The organism is Denitromonas halophila (assembly GCF_007625155.1).
GTDB classification, from domain to species: domain Bacteria; phylum Pseudomonadota; class Gammaproteobacteria; order Burkholderiales; family Rhodocyclaceae; genus Nitrogeniibacter; species Nitrogeniibacter halophilus.
On sequence record NZ_VMNK01000010.1, the window covers coordinates 37,242 to 61,157 of the forward strand.

The 23,916-nt window shown below is 61.5% G+C and carries 29 protein-coding genes; 13 read left to right on the plus strand and 16 right to left on the minus strand.

What is annotated here, in order from left to right:
- Positions 1-1,139: 1,139 nt before the first annotated feature.
- Positions 1,140-2,306, minus strand: a complete 1,167-nt coding sequence (locus tag FHP91_RS11900; protein WP_144309819.1) for an IS91 family transposase — start codon at positions 2,304-2,306, stop codon at positions 1,140-1,142.
- Positions 2,307-2,312: 6 nt separating this feature from the next.
- Positions 2,313-3,188 (minus strand): tyrosine-type recombinase/integrase, encoded by an 876-nt coding sequence (locus FHP91_RS11905; protein ID WP_144309820.1) that lies wholly within the window; start codon positions 3,186-3,188, stop codon positions 2,313-2,315.
- A 3-nt stretch (positions 3,189-3,191) separates the two neighbouring features.
- Between FHP91_RS11905 and FHP91_RS11910 the strand changes: the two genes are divergently transcribed.
- The 4 genes from FHP91_RS11910 to FHP91_RS11925 all read left to right on the plus strand — a co-directional run bounded on the left by FHP91_RS11910 (position 3,192) and on the right by FHP91_RS11925 (position 5,733).
- Positions 3,192-3,572: a hypothetical protein gene (locus tag FHP91_RS11910; RefSeq protein ID WP_144309821.1), complete on the plus strand. Its 381-nt coding sequence runs from the start codon at positions 3,192-3,194 to the stop codon at positions 3,570-3,572.
- 86 nt (positions 3,573-3,658) lie between these two features.
- Entirely contained in the window at positions 3,659-3,964 is a 306-nt protein-coding gene (locus tag FHP91_RS11915; protein WP_103859291.1) for a type II toxin-antitoxin system HigB family toxin, read from the plus strand.
- 1 nt (position 3,965) lies between these two features.
- Positions 3,966-4,346: a helix-turn-helix domain-containing protein gene (locus tag FHP91_RS11920; protein ID WP_144309822.1), complete on the plus strand. Its 381-nt coding sequence runs from the start codon at positions 3,966-3,968 to the stop codon at positions 4,344-4,346.
- A 16-nt stretch (positions 4,347-4,362) separates the two neighbouring features.
- On the plus strand, positions 4,363-5,733 hold the full coding sequence (locus FHP91_RS11925) for an ISL3 family transposase (RefSeq protein ID WP_186301532.1): 1,371 nt from the start codon (positions 4,363-4,365) through the stop codon (positions 5,731-5,733).
- Position 5,734: 1 nt separating this feature from the next.
- On the opposite strand, the gene FHP91_RS21320 is transcribed toward FHP91_RS11925, so the two are convergent.
- Positions 5,735-6,145 (minus strand): hypothetical protein, encoded by a 411-nt coding sequence (locus FHP91_RS21320; protein WP_222105186.1) that lies wholly within the window; start codon positions 6,143-6,145, stop codon positions 5,735-5,737.
- 99 nt (positions 6,146-6,244) lie between these two features.
- Between FHP91_RS21320 and FHP91_RS11935 the strand changes: the two genes are divergently transcribed.
- Positions 6,245-6,808 (plus strand): hypothetical protein, encoded by a 564-nt coding sequence (locus tag FHP91_RS11935; protein WP_144309824.1) that lies wholly within the window; start codon positions 6,245-6,247, stop codon positions 6,806-6,808.
- Between the two features lie 87 nt (positions 6,809-6,895).
- Here the strand turns inward: FHP91_RS11935 and FHP91_RS11940 are convergent, their stop codons facing one another.
- Together FHP91_RS11940 and FHP91_RS11945 are read right to left on the minus strand one after the other, a co-directional pair.
- Complete coding sequence (locus FHP91_RS11940) at positions 6,896-7,261, minus strand: hypothetical protein (protein ID WP_144309825.1); 366 nt, start codon at positions 7,259-7,261, stop codon at positions 6,896-6,898.
- Between the two features lies 1 nt (position 7,262).
- Positions 7,263-7,949 (minus strand): hypothetical protein, encoded by a 687-nt coding sequence (locus FHP91_RS11945; RefSeq protein WP_144309826.1) that lies wholly within the window; start codon positions 7,947-7,949, stop codon positions 7,263-7,265.
- 204 nt (positions 7,950-8,153) lie between these two features.
- Between FHP91_RS11945 and FHP91_RS11950 the strand changes: the two genes are divergently transcribed.
- Entirely contained in the window at positions 8,154-9,050 is an 897-nt protein-coding gene (locus FHP91_RS11950; RefSeq protein WP_144309827.1) for a uracil-DNA glycosylase, read from the plus strand.
- A gap of 248 nt (positions 9,051-9,298) precedes the next feature.
- Here FHP91_RS11950 and FHP91_RS11955 read toward each other — a convergent pair whose 3' ends face one another.
- From FHP91_RS11955 to FHP91_RS21330, 4 genes are all read right to left on the minus strand, one after another.
- Positions 9,299-9,928, minus strand: coding sequence for a hypothetical protein (locus tag FHP91_RS11955; protein ID WP_222105187.1), 630 nt, complete (start codon positions 9,926-9,928; stop codon positions 9,299-9,301).
- 71 nt (positions 9,929-9,999) lie between these two features.
- Positions 10,000-10,284, minus strand: coding sequence for a hypothetical protein (locus FHP91_RS11960; protein ID WP_144309828.1), 285 nt, complete (start codon positions 10,282-10,284; stop codon positions 10,000-10,002).
- Between the two features lie 259 nt (positions 10,285-10,543).
- Positions 10,544-11,308, minus strand: coding sequence for a zinc ribbon domain-containing protein (locus FHP91_RS21325; protein WP_222105188.1), 765 nt, complete (start codon positions 11,306-11,308; stop codon positions 10,544-10,546).
- A 66-nt stretch (positions 11,309-11,374) separates the two neighbouring features.
- The gene (locus FHP91_RS21330) at positions 11,375-11,902 is read right to left on the minus strand and encodes a hypothetical protein (protein ID WP_222105189.1); all 528 of its coding nucleotides are present in this window, start codon (positions 11,900-11,902) and stop codon (positions 11,375-11,377) included.
- A gap of 173 nt (positions 11,903-12,075) precedes the next feature.
- On the opposite strand from FHP91_RS21330, the gene FHP91_RS21335 reads away from it, so the two are divergent.
- On the plus strand, positions 12,076-12,402 hold the full coding sequence (locus FHP91_RS21335) for a hypothetical protein (protein ID WP_222105190.1): 327 nt from the start codon (positions 12,076-12,078) through the stop codon (positions 12,400-12,402).
- A gap of 942 nt (positions 12,403-13,344) precedes the next feature.
- On the opposite strand, the gene FHP91_RS11970 is transcribed toward FHP91_RS21335, so the two are convergent.
- Both FHP91_RS11970 and FHP91_RS11975 read right to left on the minus strand, forming a co-directional pair.
- Positions 13,345-13,620 carry a hypothetical protein gene (locus FHP91_RS11970; protein ID WP_144309829.1) on the minus strand — a complete coding sequence of 92 codons (276 nt, stop codon included), beginning with the start codon at positions 13,618-13,620 and terminating at the stop codon, positions 13,345-13,347.
- A gap of 10 nt (positions 13,621-13,630) precedes the next feature.
- Complete coding sequence (locus FHP91_RS11975) at positions 13,631-13,861, minus strand: hypothetical protein (protein ID WP_144309830.1); 231 nt, start codon at positions 13,859-13,861, stop codon at positions 13,631-13,633.
- A 239-nt stretch (positions 13,862-14,100) separates the two neighbouring features.
- On the opposite strand from FHP91_RS11975, the gene FHP91_RS11980 reads away from it, so the two are divergent.
- Complete coding sequence (locus FHP91_RS11980; RefSeq protein WP_144309831.1) at positions 14,101-14,403, plus strand: hypothetical protein; 303 nt, start codon at positions 14,101-14,103, stop codon at positions 14,401-14,403.
- Between the two features lie 215 nt (positions 14,404-14,618).
- Here FHP91_RS11980 and FHP91_RS11985 read toward each other — a convergent pair whose 3' ends face one another.
- From FHP91_RS11985 to FHP91_RS11995, 3 genes are all read right to left on the minus strand, one after another.
- The gene (locus tag FHP91_RS11985) at positions 14,619-15,611 is read right to left on the minus strand and encodes a hypothetical protein (protein WP_144309832.1); all 993 of its coding nucleotides are present in this window, start codon (positions 15,609-15,611) and stop codon (positions 14,619-14,621) included.
- A gap of 175 nt (positions 15,612-15,786) precedes the next feature.
- Positions 15,787-16,197, minus strand: coding sequence for a TraR/DksA C4-type zinc finger protein (locus FHP91_RS11990; RefSeq protein ID WP_144309833.1), 411 nt, complete (start codon positions 16,195-16,197; stop codon positions 15,787-15,789).
- Between the two features lie 102 nt (positions 16,198-16,299).
- Positions 16,300-17,502 carry an integrase domain-containing protein gene (locus FHP91_RS11995; protein ID WP_144309834.1) on the minus strand — a complete coding sequence of 401 codons (1,203 nt, stop codon included), beginning with the start codon at positions 17,500-17,502 and terminating at the stop codon, positions 16,300-16,302.
- 1,327 nt (positions 17,503-18,829) lie between these two features.
- On the opposite strand from FHP91_RS11995, the gene FHP91_RS12000 reads away from it, so the two are divergent.
- The 5 genes from FHP91_RS12000 (at position 18,830) to FHP91_RS12020 (ending at position 21,454) form a co-directional block, all read left to right on the plus strand.
- Positions 18,830-19,876: a PRTRC system protein D gene (locus tag FHP91_RS12000; RefSeq protein WP_144309835.1), complete on the plus strand. Its 1,047-nt coding sequence runs from the start codon at positions 18,830-18,832 to the stop codon at positions 19,874-19,876.
- A 23-nt stretch (positions 19,877-19,899) separates the two neighbouring features.
- Entirely contained in the window at positions 19,900-20,217 is a 318-nt protein-coding gene (locus FHP91_RS12005; RefSeq protein WP_144309836.1) for a hypothetical protein, read from the plus strand.
- Positions 20,218-20,293: 76 nt separating this feature from the next.
- On the plus strand, positions 20,294-20,596 hold the full coding sequence (locus FHP91_RS12010) for a hypothetical protein (RefSeq protein WP_144309837.1): 303 nt from the start codon (positions 20,294-20,296) through the stop codon (positions 20,594-20,596).
- The gene (locus FHP91_RS12015) at positions 20,593-21,144 is read left to right on the plus strand and encodes a lytic transglycosylase domain-containing protein (protein WP_246116289.1); all 552 of its coding nucleotides are present in this window, start codon (positions 20,593-20,595) and stop codon (positions 21,142-21,144) included. Before FHP91_RS12010 ends, FHP91_RS12015 begins: the two co-directional genes overlap by 4 nt.
- Entirely contained in the window at positions 21,131-21,454 is a 324-nt protein-coding gene (locus tag FHP91_RS12020) for a hypothetical protein (protein WP_144309838.1), read from the plus strand. The genes FHP91_RS12015 and FHP91_RS12020 overlap by 14 nt, the downstream gene beginning before the upstream one ends.
- Positions 21,455-21,513: 59 nt before the next feature.
- Here the strand turns inward: FHP91_RS12020 and FHP91_RS12025 are convergent, their stop codons facing one another.
- The gene (locus FHP91_RS12025) at positions 21,514-23,433 is read right to left on the minus strand and encodes a DEAD/DEAH box helicase (protein ID WP_246116290.1); all 1,920 of its coding nucleotides are present in this window, start codon (positions 23,431-23,433) and stop codon (positions 21,514-21,516) included.
- Entirely contained in the window at positions 23,430-23,864 is a 435-nt protein-coding gene (locus FHP91_RS12030) for a hypothetical protein (protein ID WP_246116291.1), read from the minus strand. Before FHP91_RS12030 ends, FHP91_RS12025 begins: the two co-directional genes overlap by 4 nt.
- Between the last annotated feature and the right edge of the window lie 52 nt (positions 23,865-23,916).

Genomic DNA, 23,916 nt, shown 5'->3' on the forward strand with positions numbered 1-23,916 from the left:
CCCGGCATTGATTCGGTGCCCGGTGGCGAAACGGAGTATATCAAACAAGGCGCATTCACCAGGTAGCTGAGATCCCAATAAGGTTACAAGAGAATCGGCAACGAATGTGACCCAATGCGAGGTGTCGGGAGAACAGCGAGTCCAATCTTAGGGGAGCTTCGACCACCGATCCACGAGCGCCCGCGCCGTGATCAGTGAGTCCTTGAATGGAGTTCTCGCCGTAAGGGATCAATGACAGACCCTGCTCCCGAACGCGCGCGCCGTGCCGCCGCTGGAGCACGACCACCTGGGCCGCGCCGGCCGATTTGGAATCCCCCTCCCGCCCGGTTACCCGACGACCGAAGCCCTGCGCGACCACGGCTGGCTGACGATCCCGCGCCAACTACTGCCCTTTTTCGAGCATTGTCGCCGCGAGTGCCAACGATCCGATCGGCAGGCTGGATAGGATTAGCGAACTCGCGGCCGCGTGGGGCCGCCGCATCTAGAACATCCACGTTGTCGGCCACCTCAACCCGGCGGCCGGTTTCGGTGAATGGCCGCGCGCAGAGGACTTTATCCGGGAACTCGCGCGATACGCTACGAACGTCGCGAAGAAGGTCGAACAGCGCTGAGGAAGCGGCATGCGCTTGGGTGTCGCATGGAGTTGAAGTTCTTAGCGTAGCCGGTCTGGCGCGGCTTCGTGTTGAGCAATCGTTACAGTGGCAGATTTCCTGAGCTATCGAATTTTCGATCCTTGACCCGTTACTGACCTCGCCAAACGATAGTCAACCGGCCGGTGCTGTTAAGGGTTGTGGGATGCCTGCCCTCAAGCGAATGGCGTGGAAACGGGACGGGCGTCTGCGGGCAGGCGTCGCACAAGCCTCGGGGGAGGAAACCGCGGAATGCGGGTACGCGGCTTGAAGATGGGTTCGGCTATGGGGATTTGAATCTGCGGACAGCGACCAAGCCGACCGTTGGCTGGTGCAGTGGGTAGCCGCCAACAGTTGAAACGGCGCTGACGCAGGAGGTCGGCACCGAGCATGCACATCCTGGAAGAGGCTCTGTGAGCCAGGATGACAGTAAACGGCAACAGTCTCCTATCGGCACCGCAGACCGGGAAGCCGACACTGGAAGGCAATGGGTAGGCAGACAGATGCGAATCATGGCGGCGCGCGGATCGGTTGTCGGCGCATGATGATCTCGACGACGTGCATGGTCGAGCCGCAGCACCGACATACAAAGGCCGGCATGATCGTCGTGGCGGTCTCGTCACTGACGGGCTCGGGCTGATCGACATCGAGCAAGGCGCGTGCTTTGGCCAGATTCTCCCGTCGCCTGGCATTGGCCAGCAGGCCGTAGTGGCGAATGCGATGGAAGCCACCCGGCAGCACATGCAGCAGAAATCGGCGCATGAACTCATCTGGCGCGAGTGTCATGGTCTTGTGGCGGGTGCGCCCCTTGGCGCGGTAGTCCTTCCAGCGGAAAGCCACGCCGTCGTGATCCATCGCCACCAATCGCCGGTTCGAGATGGCCACCCGGTGGGTGTAGCGGGAGAGATAGGTCAGAACTGCCTCGGGCCCGGCAAACGGGCGCTTGGCATAGACGACCCACTCGCACTTTCGGAGCGGTACGAGCCACTGATTGAAAACTGTGGCATCAGTCAAGTCCGCATGCTCGCCGAAGAACTGGAGTTGGCTGGTGCGATGCAACTTCTCCAGCTCTTCGACGAAACGGCGGCGAAAGAGCCGGGAGAGCACCCGCACAGGCAGGAAGAATCCTCGCCGGCACGACACCCAGCGTTGGCCATCGGCTGATAGCCCACCGCCGGGTACGATTCCGTGCACGTGAGGGTGATGTGTCAGCGCCGACCCCCACGTGTGTAGCACCAGGGTGACGCCGATCTGTGCGCCAAGGTGTTTCGAGTCAGCCGCGATGGTCAGCAGCGTTTCGGCCGCCACGTCGAACAGCAGTTTGTAGAGGGCGGCCTTGTTGGTATAGGCGATGGCGCTGATTTGCGCCGGCAGGGTGAACACGACGTGGTAATACTCGACGGGCAGCAGATCGGCCTGTCGGGCCTCAAGCCAGCGTTGTGCCGCCTTGGCCTGGCACTTCGGACAGTGTCGGTTGCCGCAGGAGTTGTAGCTGATCTCCTGGTGATCGCAGGCATCGCAGCGCAATGCATGGCCCCCCAGCGCCGCGGTGCGGCACTGTTCAATGGCCGACATGACCTTGAGCTGACCAAGGCTCAGGTGTCCTGCCTGCTGCCGGCGCCACGCGGGCGCATGGGCACGGAAGATGTCGCCGACCTCCAGGGTGGGTCGCCCCATGGCGGCTTACGTTGGGTGCAGCGTCTCCAGGGGGCTGACGACTTCGCGCAGGATGTCGGTGGCGACCTGCGTGTAAAGTGCCGTGGTGTCCAGTCGCTTGTGACCGAGCAGGACCTGGATGACCCGGATGTCGACTTTCTGCTCAAGCAGATGAGTGGCAAAACTGTGCCTCAGCGTGTGCATCGAGACGCGTTTGTCGAGACCTGCCGCCTGCGTAGCCTCCTTGATGGCCCGATTGAGTTGCCGCGCACTCAAGGGCTCGACGGGGTTTAACCCCGGAAACAACCAGCCGCCGTCGAGCATCTTGCCTTGCGCGCGTGCCACCTTCCACCAGAGACGCAGGCGTTCGAGCAGTACCGGCGAGAGCATGGCGTAGCGATCCTTCTGCCCTTTACCGCATTCGACGCGAAGCGTCATACGTTGACTGTCGATGTCGCCCACCTTGAGTGCAATGACTTCGCCGGCACGCAGGCCCGCGCCATAGGCGACCGAGAGCGCGGTCTGGTGTTTGAGGTTACTGGCCGCGGCGATCAACCGTGCGACCTCTTCACGACTTAACACCACCGGTAAGGTGCGTGGTACCCGCACCGGTTGCATCTTGGCCATCAACTCGGGTCGATCGAGCGTGACCTCGCAGAAGAACTTGAGTCCGCTGATCGCCGCGTTGAGCGACACCGGCGAGATGCCGGTGTCGACAAGGTGGAGTTGGTAGTTGCGAAAGTCCTCAATCGCCGCCGTATCGGGCGAGCGTCCCAGGTATTTGGCAAACTGGCGTACTGCACGCAGGTAGTGGGTCTGCGTCTTGTCGCAAAACTTGCGCATCCGCATGTCGTCGACCATGCGCTGGCGCAGCGGACTGATGCTCGGCTTCTGGGTTTCCATGGCTTGCTCCTGTCGGAAATCGAGGCGACGTTGCCTCCTTTCCAACATCGGCAGATTCATGCCGCCGCAAACCACTTACCTCAAAAAAAACAGACTACGCTTGAACACCACCCCTACCGCGCGAGCGGTTTAGTCCACCATCACAAAGCCGCCCGCTGGCAGAGAAAAATCGGCTTCGTCAGGCAAATGGCCGCTTTCGGGTTCGAGGTCCAACTCAACGTCGGCTTAGCGGAAAAGGTCGTCACCGGCCGGTCATGGCCGGGTGCTGAAATAGGATTTACGAAGACCAATGGCCGTTACCGCTGCGTAGCTGTCGTAGGGTCTGAAAGTCGCTACTTCAGCTTTGGGTCGAACCCGGCCTTTCGACCAAGCGAAGCCTACTAGGCGGAATTGGCAAATCGCCGTGCAACGCAGCATGACCGAAGACATAGGCACTTGCGCTATATCCCGATTTGGGACTAAACTTTCGCATGCGAATCATTGCCGTCAGCTACCTGCGACCTTTCTGGGAATCCAATCCGGACGCCGAGCAGCCCTTGAAGTCCTGGGTGGATGAGGTGAAGAAGGCGAACTGGAGCCAGCCGGCGGACATCAAGGCGCAGTACCGTAGCGCCAGCATCCTGAAGAATCGCCGGGTCGTGTTCAACATCAAGGGCAATGACTATCGATTGGTGGTCTCGGTGGCCTATCGCTTCCAGGCTGTTTACGTGAAATTCATCGGCACGCACGCCGAGTACGATCTGATTGACGCCGAAACCGTTGAAATGGAGTCCTGACATGGAAATCCGACCAATTCATACCGACGCTGACTATCGGGCTGTTCTGCGCGAGGTATCGGCGTACTTCGAAAACGAGCCAGAGCCAGGCTCCACGGAAGGAGACCGGTTCGAGGTGCTGGTAACGCTGCTCGAAGCCTATGAAGCCAAGCACTTCCCCATCGACCTTCCCGATCCGGTGGAAGCCATCAAGTTCCGCATGGAGCAAGCCGGACTGGCACCGAAGGACTTGGTGCCGGCCATCGGCCGTCTGAACCGCGTCTATGAAATCCTGAATCACAAGCGTCCGCTGACGCTCAACATGATCTGGCGACTGCACGAGAAGTTCGGAATCCCTGCCGAGAGCCTGATCCGCCCATCCAAGCTATCCGCGGCTGCTTGATCCGGTAGGAAGCGCTGTGCCCGTCAACATCCTCAACCTGCCCGGTCTGGATGTGGTGGATTTCCGGGAAACCGACACCGAATATCACGTTCGCGCCACGCCCAAGGCGATTTCCCGCCTGTGTCCGTCATGTGGGCCAGCAAGCAGAGTGGTCGTCCATCAACAGAAAACCCTGTTTGTCCGTGACCTGCCCAGTCATGGCCGGGCTGTGGCCATCCACCTCGACGTTCCCCGCCTGAAATGTCATGACTGCGTGCGGACCTTCACCGCTGTTGTGCCCGAGGTCGATGCCGACCGGCAGATGACCGAGCGCCTGGTGAAATGGATCGGGCGGCAATCGCTTGAATACCCGTTCACGGAGATCGCCAAGCAGGTCGGCATTGATGAAAAGACCGTCCGGGCCATCTTTGGCGAGTACGTTGCCGAACTGGAGAAGCAGTACCAGCGTGATACTCCGGTCATCCTTGGGCTGGATGAAATCTACCTTTCCCGGCCACGAGGCGTCATCACCAACATTGGCGACCGCTGCCTGGTCGATATGCTGGAGAACCGGTACAAGAAGACCATCGTTGAATTCCTGAAGAGCCTGCCCAATCCAGAACGGATTCAGGCGGCTTCGACTGACATGTACCGCCCGTACCGGGAGGCCATCCAGGAAGTCCTGCCGCACGTCGTTCATGTGGTCGACAAGTACCACATTATCCGGATGGGCAATGAGGCGCTGGAAGCCGTCCGGCGACGAATGAAGGACACGATCAGCGGCAAGCTGAATCTGGCCTTGAAGCGCGAGCGAAAGCTGCTGACCATGCGTCAGCACGAGCTATCCGATGAACAGTGGCTGGCGGTTTCTGGCTGGCTGAACAACTTTCCCCAGCTGAAGGTCGCCTACGAGTTGAAGGAGCGGTATTTCAGGATCTGGGACTGCGAATCCCCGGACGAGGCGGCGGCGGAGTACCTGCGCTGGCAGGAAGCTATCCCGCCGGAGCTTGCCAAGCCGTTCCGGGCAATCACCACCGCCTGGCGGACGTGGCGGAAACAGATCCTTGCCTACTTCGAGCATCCGATCACCAACGCCTTCACCGAGTCGTTCAATGCCAAGATCCGGAAGGCGTACCAAGAGGGGAATGGCTACAGCTTCGAGGTGCTGCGCGCCAAGGTGCTGTTCACGGACGTGATGCAGCGGAAAGCACGACGGGTCGAGCAGGTGAAGGTGAAGCGCCGGCCCAGATTTGACGAGCTTGAAGGTGCCCGGATGTATTTCAACCTTGGTCGGATGACGCCCGAGGAACCGCAATACGATGTCAGGAACGTCGTGAAGGAAGTGACGCTCGGAACCGACCTGTCCACCTTACTGGCCGAAATCGACCATTGGCCAACAAGGTGCTAAATCAGGGTCTGTACACCAGAAAATCCGAAGCCCCGGAAAAGTACAAGGGGAGATCGAAGGCCTGCGCGAGCGCGCGGTTGTAGCTGGCCATGAAGGGCCAGTCCATGAGCGTGCTGCCCTCCCGGCCGTCGACATCGTGGTGCCACAGCTCGATGCGGCTGCGATCTGACCCCATGTCGAAGAGCCGGCACAGCGAGGCGAGCGAATCCTTCCCGCCCGACATGCATATCACGATCCGGTCGTAGCCGCCCAGGTCGATGTCCGGCGCGTCGAAGTAGGCGCCCTTCTCGATCGGCCCCGCGGCCTGCGCGCAGCGCTCGAGCAGCAGCGGGATGACGACTCGGTCATCGAACCGATCCGCTTGTCTTGGCAAGGGGCGATTGCAGGGTGATCGAACGTGGGCGGTGGTCATCGGGGGGCTCGGCGATGGGTGGATACCCCACCACGCTACCCGCAGCGTTGTCCCATTCAAGGGCTTGAAAAGGGATTGAGGTGTGGGATGCTCTGAGCCATGGAAACCAATCGCACCCCTTGGCGCCTCGCCATTGGCGAGCCGTTCGCACCCGAGCGCACTACGTGGCAGCACAACCGCTTCGAGTTCCGGTACTTCGACGGCAGCTATCTGCTACAGATCAACGAGGCGAGTCCCGGCCCGAAGAGCATCGAGGCCTTCCGGTTCGCGCCGATTCACATCGGCCTGCATTTCGAGCGCAACGTGATCTTCTTTCTGTTCAAAATTCAGGGCAGCTGGGAATGGTCTGACCAGGCGTTCTCAATCCATCTCGTGCCGGTCGAAGACCGCGGGCCGGGCGAGGCGAGTGACAAACACTTTGTGCCCCTTACAGTGGTGCTGGTCGACGCCGACACCGGACTCGTTCGCGCGCTTCGCGTGGTCACCATGAGTCCGCGCTTTGTTGGGGCATTTCAGCGGTTCATTGCCATCCAGAAGGCTGCACCTTTTAGCCGCGCTGAGCACGAAGCGGCGATTGTCTCTGTCTATGCGCGATACACCGCTTCGAAGGACCTGGCTGCAGCGGCGTTGTATCGGGAGCGGGCTGGCAGCAACCTCGCCTGAGCAAGCGTGCAGTGCTATTGCCGAAGAAGCCGGCAGACCGCCTGATCAACCACTTGCTGATCCACACTGGCGAGTGACGAGCCAAGGCTAGTCCGCGAAATCCTCCGGGTACAGCCGGCGCATCTCCTCTTCGCGCTCGCGCTCCCAGCGGGCACGCACCGTGTTCCGGGCCTCGTACATGGCCTCGGACAACTCCACCAGGCCGGGGAACTGCGCATAGACCCACTCACCGGCGGTGCGTAGCTCCTCCGTCTCGCCGTGCTCGGCGTACTCGCGTACCAGGGCGAGAACCATGCTGGTGTAGCGCCCATCGAGCGGCCCGAGGATCTCCGCCATCGAGAACGCATGCTGCCCGTTGTAGAGCGAGAGGATGCACTTGGCCAGCGCGGTTTGTCCGCTCGTGCCGCTGTGAATCTTGACCAGTTCGAGGGCGTCGAGGTATGGATTAGTCATTCTATTTCCTGATTCGAAATTGGCAGCTTGCCGCGCTGCCCTCGGGCCATGAGCACAGATCGATTCGCTCACCGCGCAGGTGCAACGCCATGGCAATGAGAGCAACGTCGAGAGGATCGCCTGCCTCAACCCTTTCGATCAGTATCTTAGCGAGAAATGACGCAGGGCACTGCGGATCGGCATAGTCTCTTTTGTCCTGAGCTCGGTTGATGGCCATCTTGGCCTTCAGCGCGGCGCAGAACCGCTCTGCCGCGGCGTCGTCAGGGTGGGGCTCCAAGCTCTGAGGCTGCTCGGGCGGGATGGGCCACGCGCGGGGAAAGCGGTCGGTCATGGGTATTCTGATCTCCGGCAGCGGCTCGATGCCATCAAGGCACTCGGCCAGATCGGCCAGGAAGGCATCCTGACTCGAAATCCAGCCTTCGATCCACGGCGCGTCGTACAGCAGATCTGGCACGCGTTGCTGCAACTGCTCCAGCAATTCACGATTCTCGTCGATGCGCTTGAAGATTCCTCCTTCGCTGCGGGCCAGGACCTTTCCGACGAAGCCCCCTTCGCGCTTTCGAAACGCGGTGAATGCGCTGTAGGCGATGGCGGCTCGATGCCGGCCGCTGGCGTTGGCCCTGCTCACCTTCCCATGGGCGCTGTGGGTCAGTGCTTTGTCGCTCTCCAAATCATTGGCGGGCTTCATCTGGCGATTCGTGTTGGCATGGCTGTCCGAGTCGGACACGGATGCGTCGCACGGCGACCTTGCGCCTGAGAGCACCCCCCAAAGCCTTCTCAACGGCATTGCCAGCTCCTTGCTTGTCGGCCGAACCCAGGCGTAGCCGCCTGTCGACGAGAACGGTCAACACTATCGATTCTTCAGAGCCACACAAGCCCGGAAAACCACCAAATGGCGCATTATTCGTTGCAAGAAATTCTGTGCGGACGCAGCGGCGGCGGCGCCGGGGCTGAAGCACTCTGTCGTGGAGGCGAGTACCGGAACGTACCCAAGCACCATGGTGCACAGCCGTTCCCGCGCCTGCTACCATCGCTCGCGCACATCTCCTGTTCCCGCACTATGATCGCCGCCGAACTCTTCTCCCGATCCTTGCCTGCCAGTTGGGCGCATCGCTGCACTGAGCTGGCCATCCTCGCCGCGCGCGCCGAAGCGAACGTGGCGCTTGCCGACCCGGACGGCGCAGCCATCCCGCCGCCCTCCTTGCGTTACCGCGCCCTTGAGATGGTCGCCCCGGCTGAAGTACGCGTCGTCATCCTTGGCCAGGACCCCTACCCGAACACTGAGGACGCCTGCGGTCTGTCCTTCTCTGTCCCACATGGACGGTCAATACCCAGATCCTTGCGCAACATCTACAAGGAGATGTGCGATGACCTCGACTGCGCCCTGCCCCGCCACGGCGACTTGGAGCCGTGGGCACGCCAAGGTGTCTTACTGCTCAACCACATCCTGACCGTGGCGCCCGGGCTCAGACGCAGCCACGCGAAGCTCGGATGGGAAGAGATGACCAACCGCATAGTGACGCTGCTGTGTGAGGATGACCGGCCGCGGGTCTGGATGCTCTGGGGAGACGATGCGCGGGACAAGCGAGGATTGATCTCGGGGCGCAATCAGTTGATCATCGAAAGCGCTCACCCCTCGCCGCTATCCGCCCGCAAGGGATTCTTTGGCTCGCGTCCGTTCAGCCGGGCCAATGCCCACCTCATTGCCGCAGGACTCGTTCCGATCATGTGGGGCGCGGCCGGCGCCAGCGTCGATCCAGCACAAGGGTGCTTGCCACTAGATATCTAGCCCGGGCAGAGACCGATCGCGCCTTTTGGTCCCGTATGCCCGAAAAACTTCACCTATCGGCCATCCCAGAAATCGGGTTCCAACGCATTTGACTACGCCGAAGGGGTGTTGCCGCTTTCCATAGCGCCGCCAGCCTGTTTGGATTTCTCCGCAGACGCCAGGCGATTGAGTGAGCCGGCCGATGTCCGCCTATCAGGTCCTCGGTGTTCCGCGCCAGCGTTTCGGATGTGCGACTGAATCGCCAGCAGCTAAGGACGATGGTTGATTAGGGCCAACGCATGCTGGTTTTTAACCATCCACTCTGCCGTCACGGCGCATCGCAGCGCGATGAGATCTGCGATCTTCTGGAAGTCATCTACCAGGTTTCGCGTGAAGATCGGCTCGTGGTGGGCGATCCGGTTCCGGAGGGTGCGAATCTGTTCAAGCTCGTGGTATATCTTGAGTCGGAGCGCGGTCACCGACATCGCTAAATCGAAGTTGGGGAGAACCGTCTGCAGGTGTGGGCTCCACAGACGCTGATCGTAGCGGGCGGTGAACATCTTCTGCCAGAACACGAACTTCAGCTCTGGAATTACCTTGCCGACCGTCGTTGCGCTACGGCGGGCGCTCAGGAGATCCTTGCGCGGACTGTATCCGATCGTTGGGTCAGGAAGGCTGCGTTCAAAACTGGGGGACCAGGGCCATTTTGGGCCATACTGGGCTTCGATGGCCTCCGCCACGGCGTTTCGGATCACGACCTCGCACACGTGCAAAGGTGCGAGCAAGGCGGCCGAGACTTGCGCGTTCCAAGCGTACAGCTTGAGAGCCGCTGCTTGGTCCAGGCCTCCTGTCACAGTCTCGTAAGTTGCCATGCGCGCCGACGATAGCGCCTGTTTCACAGCCTGTATCGTTGGATCTGTCGTTGTTTTTATTGTTGACGTCATCGTCAATAAGCCATATAGTTAATTCACTAGCCACGGGACTTGATGGCGCAAGCCTCCCCCCGCGGACAGACGATAGTACTGAAAAGCCCGCCTTGTGCGGGCTTTTCGCTTATCCACTTTGCCCTTCTTGCCTCCTCGATGAGGGCCAATGTGGTCGGGGCTGTCCTCCGGCTCTTGTCCTCGGCGGCTCGCTTGGCACTAAGCGCGATCTCGTCGTCGGCTAGCTTGCTGGCCACCCTCCCCAGCCCGCGCTGCTCGTATTCGTTGCTCAGGTTGTCCCCGACCTTGGCCTTGCGCTCGATGCGTTTCACGTAACCCAGCTCCTCCATTTTCTTGACGGAGCGTTGCAAAGCCGGTGCGATGGCCGTTGAAACGTCCGAGTGGACAGCCGAACCCCTAATTCCCGAGAACTGTCGCACCTACCAAGCCGGTGCGATGGCCGTTGAAACCCTTTGCTCCGAACTCGGTGCTCCGTTTCGCGAATGATACCCCAATACGCGAACCTCACTATGCTATGCGTAGAGAGTTGTTGGAAAAAGGCCATTGCGCCGTAAGTCTCTGATTCGACAGCTACGCGGATGTGTCTGTCGATTCATGGTCGCTTGGCGTTCGCGCACTTCTGCGCGCCGCGAGAATCCGTTCCTTCTTCTCCAGTTTCTTCGCTACCTGGGACTCGCGCGCGGCACGCGCGTTGAGCCAAAAATCGGTGACAGCGTCCTCGCGCTGGTCATTGGCCATTTTCCAGGCGATCGCTGCACCGTTGAGTTTGCGATCAAGGCGGGCCCCACAGTTGGTGCAATCCAGCTCCTGCGAGTTCTCGACGCTTTGCATAGCGGAGCCCCCGCACACCGAGCAATACGTTGCAGTCTCTCCGGTCAGTTCGAGCACCGCGCTGCCGCACTTGGCCGCTGCCCACCGGATCGCCATCTCCAGTTCGTAGAGCGCCGCGACGGTACGCCCCGCACGCGCCTTGCGAGCGAACTCTGAGCGCTCGCCGGTCTGTTCATCGATTTTCTTGGCCGCGGCGGCCAGGCCCAACGGTTCGATGATGATCGCGTCGTAGCTTCGCGCTAGCTCGATTGCCAGGGTACGGTAGAAGTCCTTGCGCGCGTTGCGCGCTCGGCGTGCCCCGTGCGCGGCCTCCTGCCAGCGCAGGCGGTCGGCCTTGCGCCACTGCTCGAGCCAATCGGGGCTACCGTCCAGTTCGGACAACGCTCGGCACAGCCGATGTAGGCGTCGGATGGCCACGTGCTGTGGCGGCAGCCGGCGGATTGCCTTGAGTTCCTCGACCAGATCCTCGGGCCAGCCGGCACCGATGGCTATTTCTTTAACCAAGGGGACGATCTCGTCGCGCGCCTTGTCACGCCGGCTCGCTATGTCGGCCGCCTTGTCGAGACCTTCCTAGATGCGCGGCAGCAACTGGATCAGGCGTGCCTGCCCAGGGTCCGCGCAGTCCGTGATGCCGGCGATGCGCCGGCCCGACACGTCGGCCGCCCACCCCATGTGCACGGCCACCAGTGGCGCCCTGCCCTGAGTGCGCTCATCGAGCGGTGCAGGCAGCTTGATCATCAACTGCAAGGCCCACTTGGTGTCCTTGCCGATGCGTCGACGCACGAGGCGAGCCAATCCCACGCAGCTACCCTCGGGCAAGGGGCGGTGATACTGCCATGTGCCGGTGGCGTACATGTCCGCCTTGGCCGCTCCCAGTCGGAAACGCAGTTCGCCGTACTTGCGGCGCCCGCAGCCCTGTGTCGGGAGAATGGCCAGTTCCGCGTGCTTACCCTCGAGCAGCGCGGCGCAGGAGACACCGCCGGCAGCGACGAACTGTAGCGTGAGGCTATCCTGCACCTTGTCGGCGCCGACCGAAAAGCGCGGCGCCTTGCCCTTGGCGATGCACTTGCTGAACGCCTGCAGCGCAGAATCGAGCACTGCATTGGCCGTCGCCCAGCCAAGCCCGTCATTGACCGCCTGCGAACGCAGTTGGTAGGTCTCGCACCGCGAGTTCTTGCCGATGCGCGATAGGAAGCGTGAGGACAGATCAGTTCGGAGCGCCTTGCGCGTCTTGGCCAGGGCGTCCCACAGTTTCGGCCACAGCTCCGACGTTGCTGCGCGATCGCCTTCATCGCGTCTTCGTCGTTTCGGCCGCGTGCCTCATCGAACTGGATGTTGAGCTCGTCGATGCGTCGTTGGTGCGCTTGGGCGTCGGCCGGAGCGCTCTCGAGAACGAAGGCGTTCATTTGGCCGATGACGTCTCGGATGAGCGCCACCAGGTCGTTGTAGAGGCGTCGCGCCTTCATGATCTGGTCGTTGGCGGCTTCGTGGCATTCCTTGTCGAGGCGAACGCCGTACTCGTAGATCAGAACGTCGCCGGCGGGGACCTTTCCCGATGTAAGTTTCACGTGGTTTACGTCTCCATCCCTGCGCGGTGACCCATGTGCCACGAATTGTGTCTGTGCCATCCGACTGTGTGACGAAACTACCATGGGCGGGGCTGCCTTCAAGGGAAACAAGGGCGCCCCGCCCGTGTGTTCTGTTGTGGCGTCATGTGCGGACACGCTGTTGAGTCGTAGTCGCCCACTCCCGCTGCCGGCGACGGAACTTCGGCTTCGGCGCCGTTACGCGCATCAGCGTCAAGCGCGCCGCCCCCGTCGAAGGCTGGGCCTGGCGATCGATGCGCGTGGACAACGCCATCGGGCTGCCCGAAGCTGTGGCGCTGTCCGAGGGCAGCGAGCGGGGATGGCAATTCAATGCAGCCTCAAGGGTAAGAGGCGAATCCGCCCCTCGAACCTGTGGCTGGCGTCCGATCGCTAGCGGCGATAGCGCAGCTAGCAACGTTAGTTCTCATGCTCACTGGAGACAGCACCAATGCGTGCTTTCCCGCGGCGCGCTCGATGTCCAAGTCAGCCTGGAGCCAACCTGCAGGCAGGGCATTCCGAGTCACGACTATCCGGCTGCGACTCGTCGGGGCAGAGCCCAGCATAGCAATGGCGCACCGCTCCTTTGCCGTGCAGAGCGTCGATGTACGCTCGCAGGCGAGCGCAATCGTCTTCTGCGGACCGGGATTCTTCACGCGAAATGCGCAGAGCCGCAACCAGGCGATCAATCAGAATAGCTCCTTTGGGACCAACCCCATCCAGGAGTGCCGCTAGTTGGCGGTCCCCCAGTCCCTGCATCTGACGCAGCCGATCTAAAACCTGTTGTTCGGATTTGTTCAGTTCATCCATGGGTGTGCCTTGCGTTGTTGTGGGGCCTGACACCGAATCGTCTCACTGAGACCGTTGATGGGCTCGCTGACCTCGTACATGTCCGTAAGTGCCCTCGCCAGTCGTTGCTTCCAGGGCGATTCTTCCATGACCTGCATGCCTTTGTGCCTACCCTCCTACCTGATGGGGGTCATTGGTATAACGGATCAGTTTTTGCACACCATAGCGCCTTCGGGGGTCTCCTCGCACGATCCACAACCCTGTTCCTGGCCAGAAATCGATCCGCTTGGAGCCGGCAGATACGATCAGGTGCGCCCCGGCGTTCTTGCTCTCGAAGCTCACGCCGGCCGCGGCGAGCCGCTCGGCGCTCGAGGCCCGGTTGTTCGCTCGCCTCTGCTGGCCAAGGCGACGATGCTCGGCAAACAGTTCACCCATCTCGCTCATCGTTGGTGTCCTAGCAGAATGTGTAGGGAAGCTGAATGAGGACGGTGCCGCCCTCGAACTCGTCAAGAAGCCCCAGGGCCTCGATCTGCTCCCGGACGTGCCGACCCAGCATGGCCGGGTGGTGGCGCTGCAGGTGCTTGCGGATATCGTCCAGGTGATAGTAGCCACCGGATTTGCCCCGGAAGGCGCAACGGGGGCTGCAGTAGCGGTGCGATGGGATCTGGTTGTAGCGGGTGCGCATGGAAGGTGCTTCTCTTTCGGACTGGCGGCACCGTGGCCGCCGACTGATCCATCACACCACAGGCGGGCGGCAGTTCAAGCCCTTGGCAAGCATTCTTTCAGCCCGTGGTGGCGAGGGCGATGCCAAGTGATTCCGCCCTTATGGGGTATGCTTCCCCGCTCATGTTCCGACCCAGTGCTTCATGTCTGGATCGGACGCTGTCTTAATCCCCTGCCCCCTTCTTGAGAGCCGCATTCAACATGTTCGAATCCACCTATGTGTCTGGAGTAGCCATCCCCAACTTTGACCGCGCAATCTCCGCGGCGCTCGCCGATAGCGAGTTCGAGGGTGGCGGCCACACCATGGTTGTCGCCATCGAAAACCCCGAGGGTCAAATCTATCGAGTCGTCGAGTGCGAGGGCCTCGGCGCCTACATGCATGTCACAGGCGTGCTCGAAGACCTCGGCTTGGATGATGTCCTGGCCGACGAGATTGAGGGAGCTGACGGCTTGGACAGCCGATTTGTGGTGACCGAGGACACGAGGGCTGCGGCCGATCAATAGCCGAGGCAAGCCGCTCGACCAGGCCTGACAATGCGCACTGCGAGCCCGCGTTCGCCGCTGGGCAGCCCGTTAAATAAGCCGTCGGATCGCATCTCACGGCAGAGAAACCTCGAACTCGCAGCTCATGTGCCGTACGCCGGTGGTGCTCGGAAAGTAGCGTGTCGCACCTGGGTAAGTGCGACGCGCTCATCGCAACGCCGTAGCCTGCGGCTGCATCAGAAGGATTGGTCGTTGGTGCCCCAGGCATTACCGGCCACGTCGATGTGGCCTGCGCCGCCTATGGTCGGCAGACCCGACGCAGGGTTGATCGCCTGCGGCGCAAACCCCGCATCGCCGATGCTGTCGTAGGCCGCGTAGGTGGCGCCTGCTGCGCCAAGCACAAGGAGGCCGGACAATCCGTCGCTACGCGCACCGTCCAGCTTCAGGCAACGGGTGCTTTCTTGGTATGCAGCGAAGACCTTCTCCCTGTCGGTCAGCTCGCTACCGGTGAGCAGGACAATCCCAAGTGCGTCCGGATCTTCGTCGGTGCGGAGGATGGGCGATGCCACAAAGATCCGTTTGGACAGGTCAGTCACGCGCGGTTTGTTGCCGACGTTGACCAAGCTCTTGCCGTCGCTGCTTCGCCACTGGGGATGTTCGCGCAAGAGCCAGCTGCTGAATGCCCTTGCCTGAAGGGCAATCAGGATGCGTTCAAGCGGGTAGCCGAACATGAGTGCGGCAGAGCACACCATCACGATGACCAAGCCTGTGCCGCTAATGATGAGTGGCGTGAAGATCAAGGCAAATCCGACATAGGCCGCCATGAGCTGCGCTTCGTCGTCGAATCCGGTCGGGCTAGCGACCGCTGTCCAGACAAAGAACAGAATGGCTGGGGCTGACACCAGGGCATAGGTCGCGAAGGGGTTTGAGAGTGCAACGTCAGTGAGTATTGACACCCCCTGGTTCACCAAATCAAGCGTCAATGCGGAAAGGAGCAGGGCACCAAACCCAATGGTCAGCTCCAGGGGTGTAAGCGCGTTGAGCTCCATGGCTGTGGCGCCTGAGCCGCTGTGTGCAAAGAGCATGAGCAGCGCCTGCCACGTGACGGCAAACGCAAGATACGACAGCACTTTGCGCCAGATGAACTGTCGACGCACCTTCTTGCATACTTCCTGGTAGCCGGGCAGGCAGATGCGTTCGAGGTAGAAATTAAGGATGGGAGAAATCACGGTTGTCCTTTGTGTGTGTAGCGTTGTTTTCAGGTTGTGTTCTTCAGTGGCGCGGGTGCTCTATGTAGCCGATTCTCCGGCTGCCTCCTGCGCTCGCGCGTCGATGCAGGCTATCCAGTGCAATACAGCGCCCCGGATGGCTCCCGACAGATAATCGGGACTCAGGGCCATGCGCTCAGGCCGCGCGGATAACGAAACGCTGGGTGTGCTCCAGCGCGTGCTGAGCCTCAAGCGACAGGCGGGCCGTCGGGTAGGCCAGCAGCCGCTGCAGCCCGATCGGCTCGCCCGTCGCCTCGCAGTAGCCATACTCCCCCTCCTCGATCCGTCGCAGTGCGGCCGCAATCTCCCGCAGGCGTTCGCTCTGGCGTTGCCGGTCCATGAGCGTGGCCGTGCGTTCCTCCTCCATCGTCGCCCGGTCGGTCGGATCTGCCGCGGCCATCAGATCCTGACCCTGCACCTCCAACGCGACAGGGCGTGCCTGCAGCTCGTCACGGGCCCGCTCAAGACGGGCACGGAAAAACGCCAGCTGCTCCTCGTTCATGTACTCATCTTCACCCGAAGCCAGAAGGCTCGTCTCGTTCTGCATCGCTATGTCTCCCTCAATCTGGTGGGTTTCGTGTTGGCCTCGCCAATGCGCGGCCGGGTCAGTCCATTTTCCGGCTCTGCGCCAACTTTCAAGGGCCATCTCCTAGCCAAACACATCAACGTGGCGCTCGCCGGCGCACTGCTCCTGTCGCTCATCCCTCCGACCATCCCCGGCTGCCTCCAGCGCGTCCGCCTCGGCCGCCATCGAGCGAACCCCCAGTGTCCGGATCAGCCGCAGCTTCTCAGCACGTTCCGACTCGCTCAAGTCCGATCGCCCGTGCAACTGGAACAACCGCGACCAGCCTTCCATTTGCTTGCGCTGGGCCGGGCTCAGCTCAACCTTCCGCCCGCGAAGACCGCCAATATACGAACCGGAAATAGAAAGTCGGCTGTGCCCGGCAATCTCGGCCACCACCTGGCGCGCGTGATCCACCTTGTCCGGGTCCGCCGCGGCCAGCACCCGGGCCGGATCAGCGCACCGGATCGGGGAAGGAATCCCAGCCAAGGACTCGAAGGTGTCATTGAGCCCCTGGTGGCGAAGTCCGTGAGGCGTCACCCCAAGCGCTTCCTTCGACACCCCGCAGCGGCGAAGCACATAGCTGAACCGATTGAGCGCCTGCTTCAGATTCCGGTTCGGATCACCTACATGACCATTTCTTGACCGGACACGGCTCTTGGCCTCGTCGAGCACCCGGCGCTGGTAGTCCGTGGTCAGCGGCACGATCCGCATCCGACCGCCCTTCGTACCATCGAGCACCTCGATCCGATCGCCCTTGTCCGCCCGGTGCGGCCTGAACATCACCGCCTCCTCCCGGCGCAGATAGAACGCATGGCACAGGCGCAGCTGGAACCCCACGTAGTCGTCCATCGCGGACACCATCGCCAGTACCCCCTCCACATCCACGCCCGCCGCGCTCCACGAGTGGTCATAGGTGGCCACCCCGGAGCGGCGCACCCGCGCACTGTCCGTGACGTACTCATGCGAGGGGCGAACCATCCCGCCCTTGCCAAGCCATTGGGCAAGCGTGCGCAGATGACTGATCCGGTTCTGCAGCGTCGAGGCCGACAGCCCCTCATCGTCCCAGCGCGACACCAGCGCCTCGATGTGTTTCTCGCGCAGCGCGTAGATGCTCTTGATCGCGTACCCCATCTCGTGAAGCTGCCGGAACGCCTGAAACAGCACCGCCTGGCGCGCATCCGTCGTCCGGTCGCTCACCGGCTTCATCCGGCCCTTCTGCGGCGCACTGCGGCGACCACTCTCGGCGAGCAGCTCCACAAGCTCACTCTTCCAGCCGTGGCCCTTCATCTGCCTATCTCCTTTCCGGAAACCTAAATTCGCCGCGTCCGCCCAGAGCGCAGAGGGCGTCACCACCCCCTCCGATCTGGACGCGCGCAGTCGCCCTGTCCGCACCAGACCTACCCGTCTGTTCGACCCCAAGGGTCAGGAGCGCAGAACACCCCTCATCAGCAACTAAGGCGATACGTGAGCATGCGAGAGTCCGCCCGGCAGAGCATTTCTGTCGTACCAAACGCGGCCGGATGTACCGACCAACACCACCCCAACTAAAGCGGTGTGACGAAACGGGAGGCTCGTCCGTCCTCCTACAGATTCATTGCACTGAACACCCAGCCCGCTGTCCTCCCTGCCACCAGGAGGAGTGCTGTTTCGTCCGCTCCGTGGGTGGCGGCCAGCAGATCACGTGGTCTGCCCTCGCGCCGGTAATGCACGGACGATGCGTCAGTCGAAAATTGAGATGCGTGTCGCCATCCAGGTAGGAATGAGCAGCACTTGCGGTCAGAGCGACCCGGTCAGGAAAGAACGCGCCCGGTAAGGCGCCTCATCTCCGTCAAAGCCAGGTCGGCCCATGACGGCTTGGCGTCCAGCAAAGGAGCGCCGCGTCCGATCAGAACAGTACGTTCGAGCGGATTGATGCAGAGGGCGAGACGGGGTGTCTCGTCCGTGGCGGATGGTGCAGTTGGTGTGTCGCCAGTGAGGCGGGCCCGCATGCGGGGCTTGAGAAGGGCTGCGTTGAGGATGGCAGCTATCCTGTCAGAGACGTGCAAATACTATTTCCGTGCCGGACAACTGTCAAACAAAGCCGCGTTCAATTTCCGTTTCACCAGCAGATTCACTTTTGAATCCGGGCCGAATTCTCGCGCCGTTATTGGGTTCCCCTATCACTCTCTATTGAACACTTTTTGCGAATGCCAGTGATTGGGGCAATTCGCCGGGGGATCGGATAGGGACAATTCAAGTGCTCGATTCTGTTTCCGGAAGGCTGTATTGCCGACCCGCTCTCCCCTTTCAAGCGACGAGGCAGGCGCGGGCGTGAAGCATCGAGTCCCATAGGCGACGCGCTGACGTCGAATTGGCGACGAATTGGCGACGTTAGAACCGGGCGGCGGCGGGGCGAATTGGTCCAACGTCGAATTGGCGACGGTTTCGCGTCGAATTGGCGACGTTAGTGCCGTCTGCGGTTTGCGCCATGGAACCTAATGTCGAATTGGCGACGTTTAAACGACGCCAATTCGTCGCGAGAATCGATTAACGAGACAAAACGCTGTTTTCCCAAGGTGGTTGGCGAGAGGCCGACGGCTAGGATTGGGGCACTCAAACACAAGGAGTGCTTCCAATGACTGCAATCGTCCGCGCCATCGACGTTGGCTATGGCAATACCAAGTACGTGGTCTTTCATGAGCGTGGCCAGGAGGTCCAGTGCGCTGTCTTCCCCTCGATCGCCCCTCAAGCGAGCGTCGGCGCCGACCTGTCGGGCGGAGTGTTCCAGAAGCGCAACACGGTGACCGTCGACGTGAACGGCGTGCTGTATGAGGTGGGGCGCGACGCCAAGCTCGCCCAGGACGCCAGCTACGGCCGGGTGCTCGATTCGAAGTATTCGCTCTCGGATGTCTACATGGCGCTCGTGCGCGGGGCGATCTCCTACATGGGCGTGCCGCACATCGATGTGCTCGTGCTTGGCTTGCCGGTCAACACCTTCGAGACTCACAACCTTGATCTGGCCAAGCGCATGGTTGGCACGCATCGGGTGCCGGCTCCTACTACGAGCGAGCCTGGCGCCACCATCGAGGTCGAAGTTCGGGCGGTTCGCGTGATCCCGCAACCCATCGGTGGCTTCTTTGACTACGCGATCCGCAACAATCTGTATGGGCGAATGAAGAACCAGATGAACCTGCTGATCGACCCGGGTTTCTACACGCTCGACTGGGTGGTCGCCCACGGGGTGAAGATGGCCAACGCCCGTAGCGGCGCTCACTCGGGGGGGATGTCGGCGGTGTTGTCGACCATGGCCGAGGCCATCGGCCGCGAGCTTGGCACCCAACTGAACGACTACTCGGTGATCGATGATGCGATTCGCACCGGCATCGCCCCGCGCTTTTGCGGGAAGTCGTTCGACATCACGCGCCACATCAAGATCGGCAAGGAGAAGGCACGCCAATTCGTGTCGGTCCTGGCCAACCGTGTGGGCAACGGCGTGGACATCGACAACATCATTCTGGCCGGTGGTGGAGCGGAGTTCTTCAAGGATCTGATTCAGGAGAAGTTCCCGAACCACGACCTGGTGGTTACCGATGCACCGGTGTTTGCCAACGTTCGCGGCTTCCAGCTCGCTGGTGAGCAGTACGCCTCCTCGCAAGCGTTCTCCAACGCTCGCGCCGCCTGATCGCCTTGGCAAGGAATCGAGCTATGGACATCGACCGGGCAAGCCTTCCGCTTCGATTGACGATCTTCGAGAACGAGAATCCTGACCTGTTTCGCACCCTGAGCGCCCTGCCTCCGGGGCGCATTGCGCGTCGCACGGCGCTGATGCGGCTACTGGAGCTTGGCGTCCGGGCCTCCCGCGGTGAGGTTGTACCGAGCGAGGCTGCGGTGACCGAGAAGGCATTGGCGCCCGCTGCTTCGGGACCAAGTCCGGGGGTGCCTGCACCCGCGCAAAACGCCCTGCCGACGCCGTTTCCCGACGTTCAGATCGACGAAGCGGATCTGATGGAAGTTTTTAGCTGAAGACGCTCTTGAAAGCGAAGTCTTCTCCGGTAGAACTGATATTGAGGTCATTCGATCTCTCTACTGGAGAAGAAAAATGAAAATGAAACCGGATAAGGATTTGGTGATGCGCGACTTCGCTCATGCCGACACCCGAAGCGTTCGTGCTGGCCTCGAGGGGCGGGACGATGGCCGGGTTGAGCGGTATGAGCGGTACTTCCACGAGCATCTCGCTTCGCGCCAGGAGATGGGCGTGATGGAAGTGTTTCAGGCTGGGTTTCGGGCCGCCCACGATGAGCGTTATGAGGAGGAGCGCCCGCTTCTCAACGCTTCTCTGATGCGGCTCTTGCCTGTGCTCGGTCTGGTATTCGGAGCCGCGCTGGCCAACATGCTCACATGATCAAACGCACTCTCTTTGCTCTGCCAATGGTGATGGCTACTAGCGTCGCTTCGGCGAATGGCACAACCGGCCTTAACCTGAACGACGTTGAACCCGTAACAGCTACTGCCGCTACGGTTCAGCCGGTTGCTCCGGTTCTGGGGGCCAAGCCAAGCGCCACACCAGGGCGGTGCACTTGGGAAAGCGTGGCGAGAAAGTGGCAGGTCAATCCCCACGTGCTCTACGCAATCGCCAAGACGGAATCAAACCTGAACCCGCGTGCGGTCAATCGCAGCAACGCAAACGGATCGGAAGACATCGGGATGATGCAGATCAACTCCTGGTGGCTGCCGCAGCTCGCCAAACTAGGAATCACCCGGGCGGACCTCTTTGTGCCGTGCGTGAGCCTTGATGTGGCCGGCTGGATCTTGTCGCAGAACATGGAACGGCACGGCAACACATGGAAGGCCATTGGCGCGTACAACGCGGTGACCCCTTCAAAACAGCAGATCTACGCCGAAAAGGTGTTCAAGAACATCGCCCTCGTTTCGAGAAATGGGACTCGCTGAGCAACTACTCCTGATGCGCATGTGGTACCTGCTGCCAGCCGCCGCCGACGGCTTGCTGCTCGCGTGCACGCCGTTATTGGCGCTTCAGTTTGCGGTCATGGTGGAGTTGTCATGGCTCAACGAGGCTCGCACTCGCGCGGCCTCATTTATCGTGCTTGGCTTCAACCTGGGCATGCTTATCTTCATGCCCGAAACCGGCTTTCTGCCCTACGATCTGGTGATGTTCGCGGCCAATGCGTCGGTGGTGTGCCTGATGTCGCGCGAGCTGTTTAGCGCCGGCCACCCCGCGGAGCAATCCCCCGGGCGTTGATGCCCACGAACTCGCTTCCCTCAAGTAGATGCGATGAAGGATTGCTGGCCGCGGCCGGCCTACTGAAAATCCTGCGGCATCAGGTCGATGCCACGGAACAGTGTTCTCGAACGACCGCTGGTGTCGTTGGATTCGGTGGCGAGGTCGCCAAATCCGCGCTGTAGCAGATCCAGTTCAGCCAGTTCGAAGCCGTCGTTGGTTTGCGCCAGAAGCTGTATCCGTGCGGCTGTATCTTCATCGACTTCATTGGGCAGGTATGCGAAGAAGGCACCCCAGCCACCGTGACGAGCCAAGCGCCCGCGGAACTGATGCAGGGTGCTGACGCCATATCGGTCGGCGCTGACCACGATGAGCATGCGCAGGTTGGCGATCGTGATCCCGATCTCGATGATCGAAGATCCGATGATGATCGAGCGCTGGCCACTCTTGGCTAGCGCCATGGCCTCTATCTTCTCCTCGGTACTCATCTTGCCGTGAAGGACCACCACCTGGCCGGGACACAGCTTCTCGAAAGAAGCACCGGCGGCCACCACCGAGGCGGAATCACCCTCACCGTTGGCCTCGACGCGCGGGTAGATGACTGCAACTTGCTGCCCGGCGGCCACCACCTTCTTGAGCATGTCGAACATCCGGCCGCGGTGTTCGGTGCCGACCACGTAAGTTCGGATGTCTTGCACCGCGTGGCGCTTCGATACGACGATCCGCTCCTTGCCGCCGTATCGGAGCATGGCCACAGTGCGCGGAATCGGCGTGGCGGAGGCCTCCAGGACGTTCGTGTCGTCGTTGCACAGCTCTGCCCTTTGCTCCACAGACATTTTCTGCTGTTCGTCGATCACCAAGAGGTTCGGATGCCACATCGCTTTTCGTGCGACCGAAAAAAGTCGTGTGGTGCCGATCAGCACCGGGTTCTGGTCCCACTGGACAGTCTCCTTGCGGGTGGCGTCGGTGATCAAGCTGACCGGGCATTCAGGGAAGCAGGAGCGGAATTCACCAGCAATCTGCTCTGCCAGCAGCGTGTTGGGCACGAGCACTGCCACCTTCGCGCCGGTGGCCTGCGAGGCCACTGCCGGCACCATGTAGCAAAGGGTTTTTCCCACACCCACGTCGGCGGTGAGGATGGCATCCATGGCGTAGGGCTGTCCGAGCGAATGGCAGATCGCGTGGATTGCCGCTTCCTGTGACTCCTCGCCAGTCGTAGGGCGAAATGGGAGCGAGCCGATCATGCGGTTGATGTCGGCGTCGTTGATCCGAATTGTGGTTTGCAGGCGCAGCGGCCTCTGCCCTGCCCGTTCGGCTTCATAGAGGACGTAGGCTGCGGCCAACGCACGGGCGGCATCCATTGCCCAGGTCGCGTGCTCGATGCTCGCCGGCCGGTGCAGACCATCGAGGAGCATCGCCAGGCTGCCACCAGTACCGGCGCGCTTGAGGATGTCGATCTCCTCCAACCCTCCAAAGCTCTGCCGGATGGCTATGAGCGCATCAACATGGGCGTTGGGGTCTTCCAGCGCCTGGGCGACAGCAGCGCCGACTGTCTCAGACGAAACGACACGCGGCTTGCCCGCATAGACGGGCATCACGCGTCCGATCCACTTCTGAGGGACGATCTCTGGGCCGTGCAGGTAGATTTCTCCGCTGAACTCGGATGGCTTCACACTGATCATGAGCGATTGGCCGACTGGCACATCGTTCCATTCGGAGAAGCGCAGATCCCCGAAAGCGGTCAGGCGATGTTCGCGGCCGCCGGTATCACGGGCACGGATGATGATGCGGCCCTTCTTGGAAGGATGGCGCGAGGCCCTAGCGCATGTGGTCATCTCCAGGATGATCCGCTGATCAACGAAGGCCCCAATCTCGTGGGGTTCGCAGATCAAGGAGTAGTCGACGTGCTTGCGTGGGGCCCACAAGAGCGCTTCATGGGGGGCCATCACCCCCACTCGCCGAATTTGCTCCATGGCCGAGCGATGAACGACTGCGCTCATGGTACGACTCGCAATGCATTGCGAAGATCGATGCGCTGATCGTCGGGCAACTCCCGGTACAGACGGACCAGCTTGTCCACCTTCGGCTCACGCACACGCTTGGGCGCGACGGCCACTTCGTTGTCGGAGCCGGTGAGCATCTCATCGAGCACAGCCTTCGCATCGCGCTCATGAAGTGTGCAGACCACCGTGACGATCTCGGCAATGTTGCCTTCGGTGGCCACGCGGGCGGCAGCGTCGAGCGTGCTCATGTTCGCAGTGGCCAGCACATGCAGAACGTCATCGGGCAGTCGCAGCTCGAAGAAGAACCGGCGAGCGACGCGCATGTATTGGTAGGCCGCCTTTTCATTGAGACACAGATCTTCAAGGAGCGCCCCGAAATTCTCCGCGCGCCCGCGCCACGCCTCTGTGCGCCGGGCCTGCTCGAGCATGGCGCCCATCTCGATGCGAGCCATCCCGAAACGCTGACGGGATCGGTGCAAC

Coding starts and splice junctions, on each gene's coding strand:
- FHP91_RS12030 (WP_246116291.1), bottom strand. CDS start 23,864: ATGCTCGAGCAGGCCCGGCGCACAGAGGCGTGGCGCGGGCGCGCGGAG.
- FHP91_RS11975 (WP_144309830.1), bottom strand. CDS start 13,861: ATGCGCACCCGCTACAACCAGATCCCATCGCACCGCTACTGCAGCCCC.
- FHP91_RS12010 (WP_144309837.1), top strand. CDS start 20,294: ATGAAAATGAAACCGGATAAGGATTTGGTGATGCGCGACTTCGCTCAT.
- FHP91_RS11920 (WP_144309822.1), top strand. CDS start 3,966: ATGGAAATCCGACCAATTCATACCGACGCTGACTATCGGGCTGTTCTG.
- FHP91_RS11915 (WP_103859291.1), top strand. CDS start 3,659: ATGCGAATCATTGCCGTCAGCTACCTGCGACCTTTCTGGGAATCCAAT.
- FHP91_RS11935 (WP_144309824.1), top strand. CDS start 6,245: ATGGAAACCAATCGCACCCCTTGGCGCCTCGCCATTGGCGAGCCGTTC.
- FHP91_RS21320 (WP_222105186.1), bottom strand. CDS start 6,145: ATGACCACCGCCCACGTTCGATCACCCTGCAATCGCCCCTTGCCAAGA.
- FHP91_RS11980 (WP_144309831.1), top strand. CDS start 14,101: ATGTTCGAATCCACCTATGTGTCTGGAGTAGCCATCCCCAACTTTGAC.
- FHP91_RS11905 (WP_144309820.1), bottom strand. CDS start 3,188: ATGGAAACCCAGAAGCCGAGCATCAGTCCGCTGCGCCAGCGCATGGTC.
- FHP91_RS11940 (WP_144309825.1), bottom strand. CDS start 7,261: ATGACTAATCCATACCTCGACGCCCTCGAACTGGTCAAGATTCACAGC.
- FHP91_RS11900 (WP_144309819.1), bottom strand. CDS start 2,306: ATGGGGCGACCCACCCTGGAGGTCGGCGACATCTTCCGTGCCCATGCG.
- FHP91_RS11995 (WP_144309834.1), bottom strand. CDS start 17,502: ATGAAGGGCCACGGCTGGAAGAGTGAGCTTGTGGAGCTGCTCGCCGAG.
- FHP91_RS11945 (WP_144309826.1), bottom strand. CDS start 7,949: ATGAAGCCCGCCAATGATTTGGAGAGCGACAAAGCACTGACCCACAGC.
- FHP91_RS11970 (WP_144309829.1), bottom strand. CDS start 13,620: ATGAGCGAGATGGGTGAACTGTTTGCCGAGCATCGTCGCCTTGGCCAG.
- FHP91_RS12020 (WP_144309838.1), top strand. CDS start 21,131: ATGGGACTCGCTGAGCAACTACTCCTGATGCGCATGTGGTACCTGCTG.
- FHP91_RS11950 (WP_144309827.1), top strand. CDS start 8,154: ATGGCGCATTATTCGTTGCAAGAAATTCTGTGCGGACGCAGCGGCGGC.
- FHP91_RS12005 (WP_144309836.1), top strand. CDS start 19,900: ATGGACATCGACCGGGCAAGCCTTCCGCTTCGATTGACGATCTTCGAG.
- FHP91_RS12000 (WP_144309835.1), top strand. CDS start 18,830: ATGACTGCAATCGTCCGCGCCATCGACGTTGGCTATGGCAATACCAAG.
- FHP91_RS12025 (WP_246116290.1), bottom strand. CDS start 23,433: ATGAGCGCAGTCGTTCATCGCTCGGCCATGGAGCAAATTCGGCGAGTG.
- FHP91_RS12015 (WP_246116289.1), top strand. CDS start 20,593: ATGATCAAACGCACTCTCTTTGCTCTGCCAATGGTGATGGCTACTAGC.
- FHP91_RS11990 (WP_144309833.1), bottom strand. CDS start 16,197: ATGCAGAACGAGACGAGCCTTCTGGCTTCGGGTGAAGATGAGTACATG.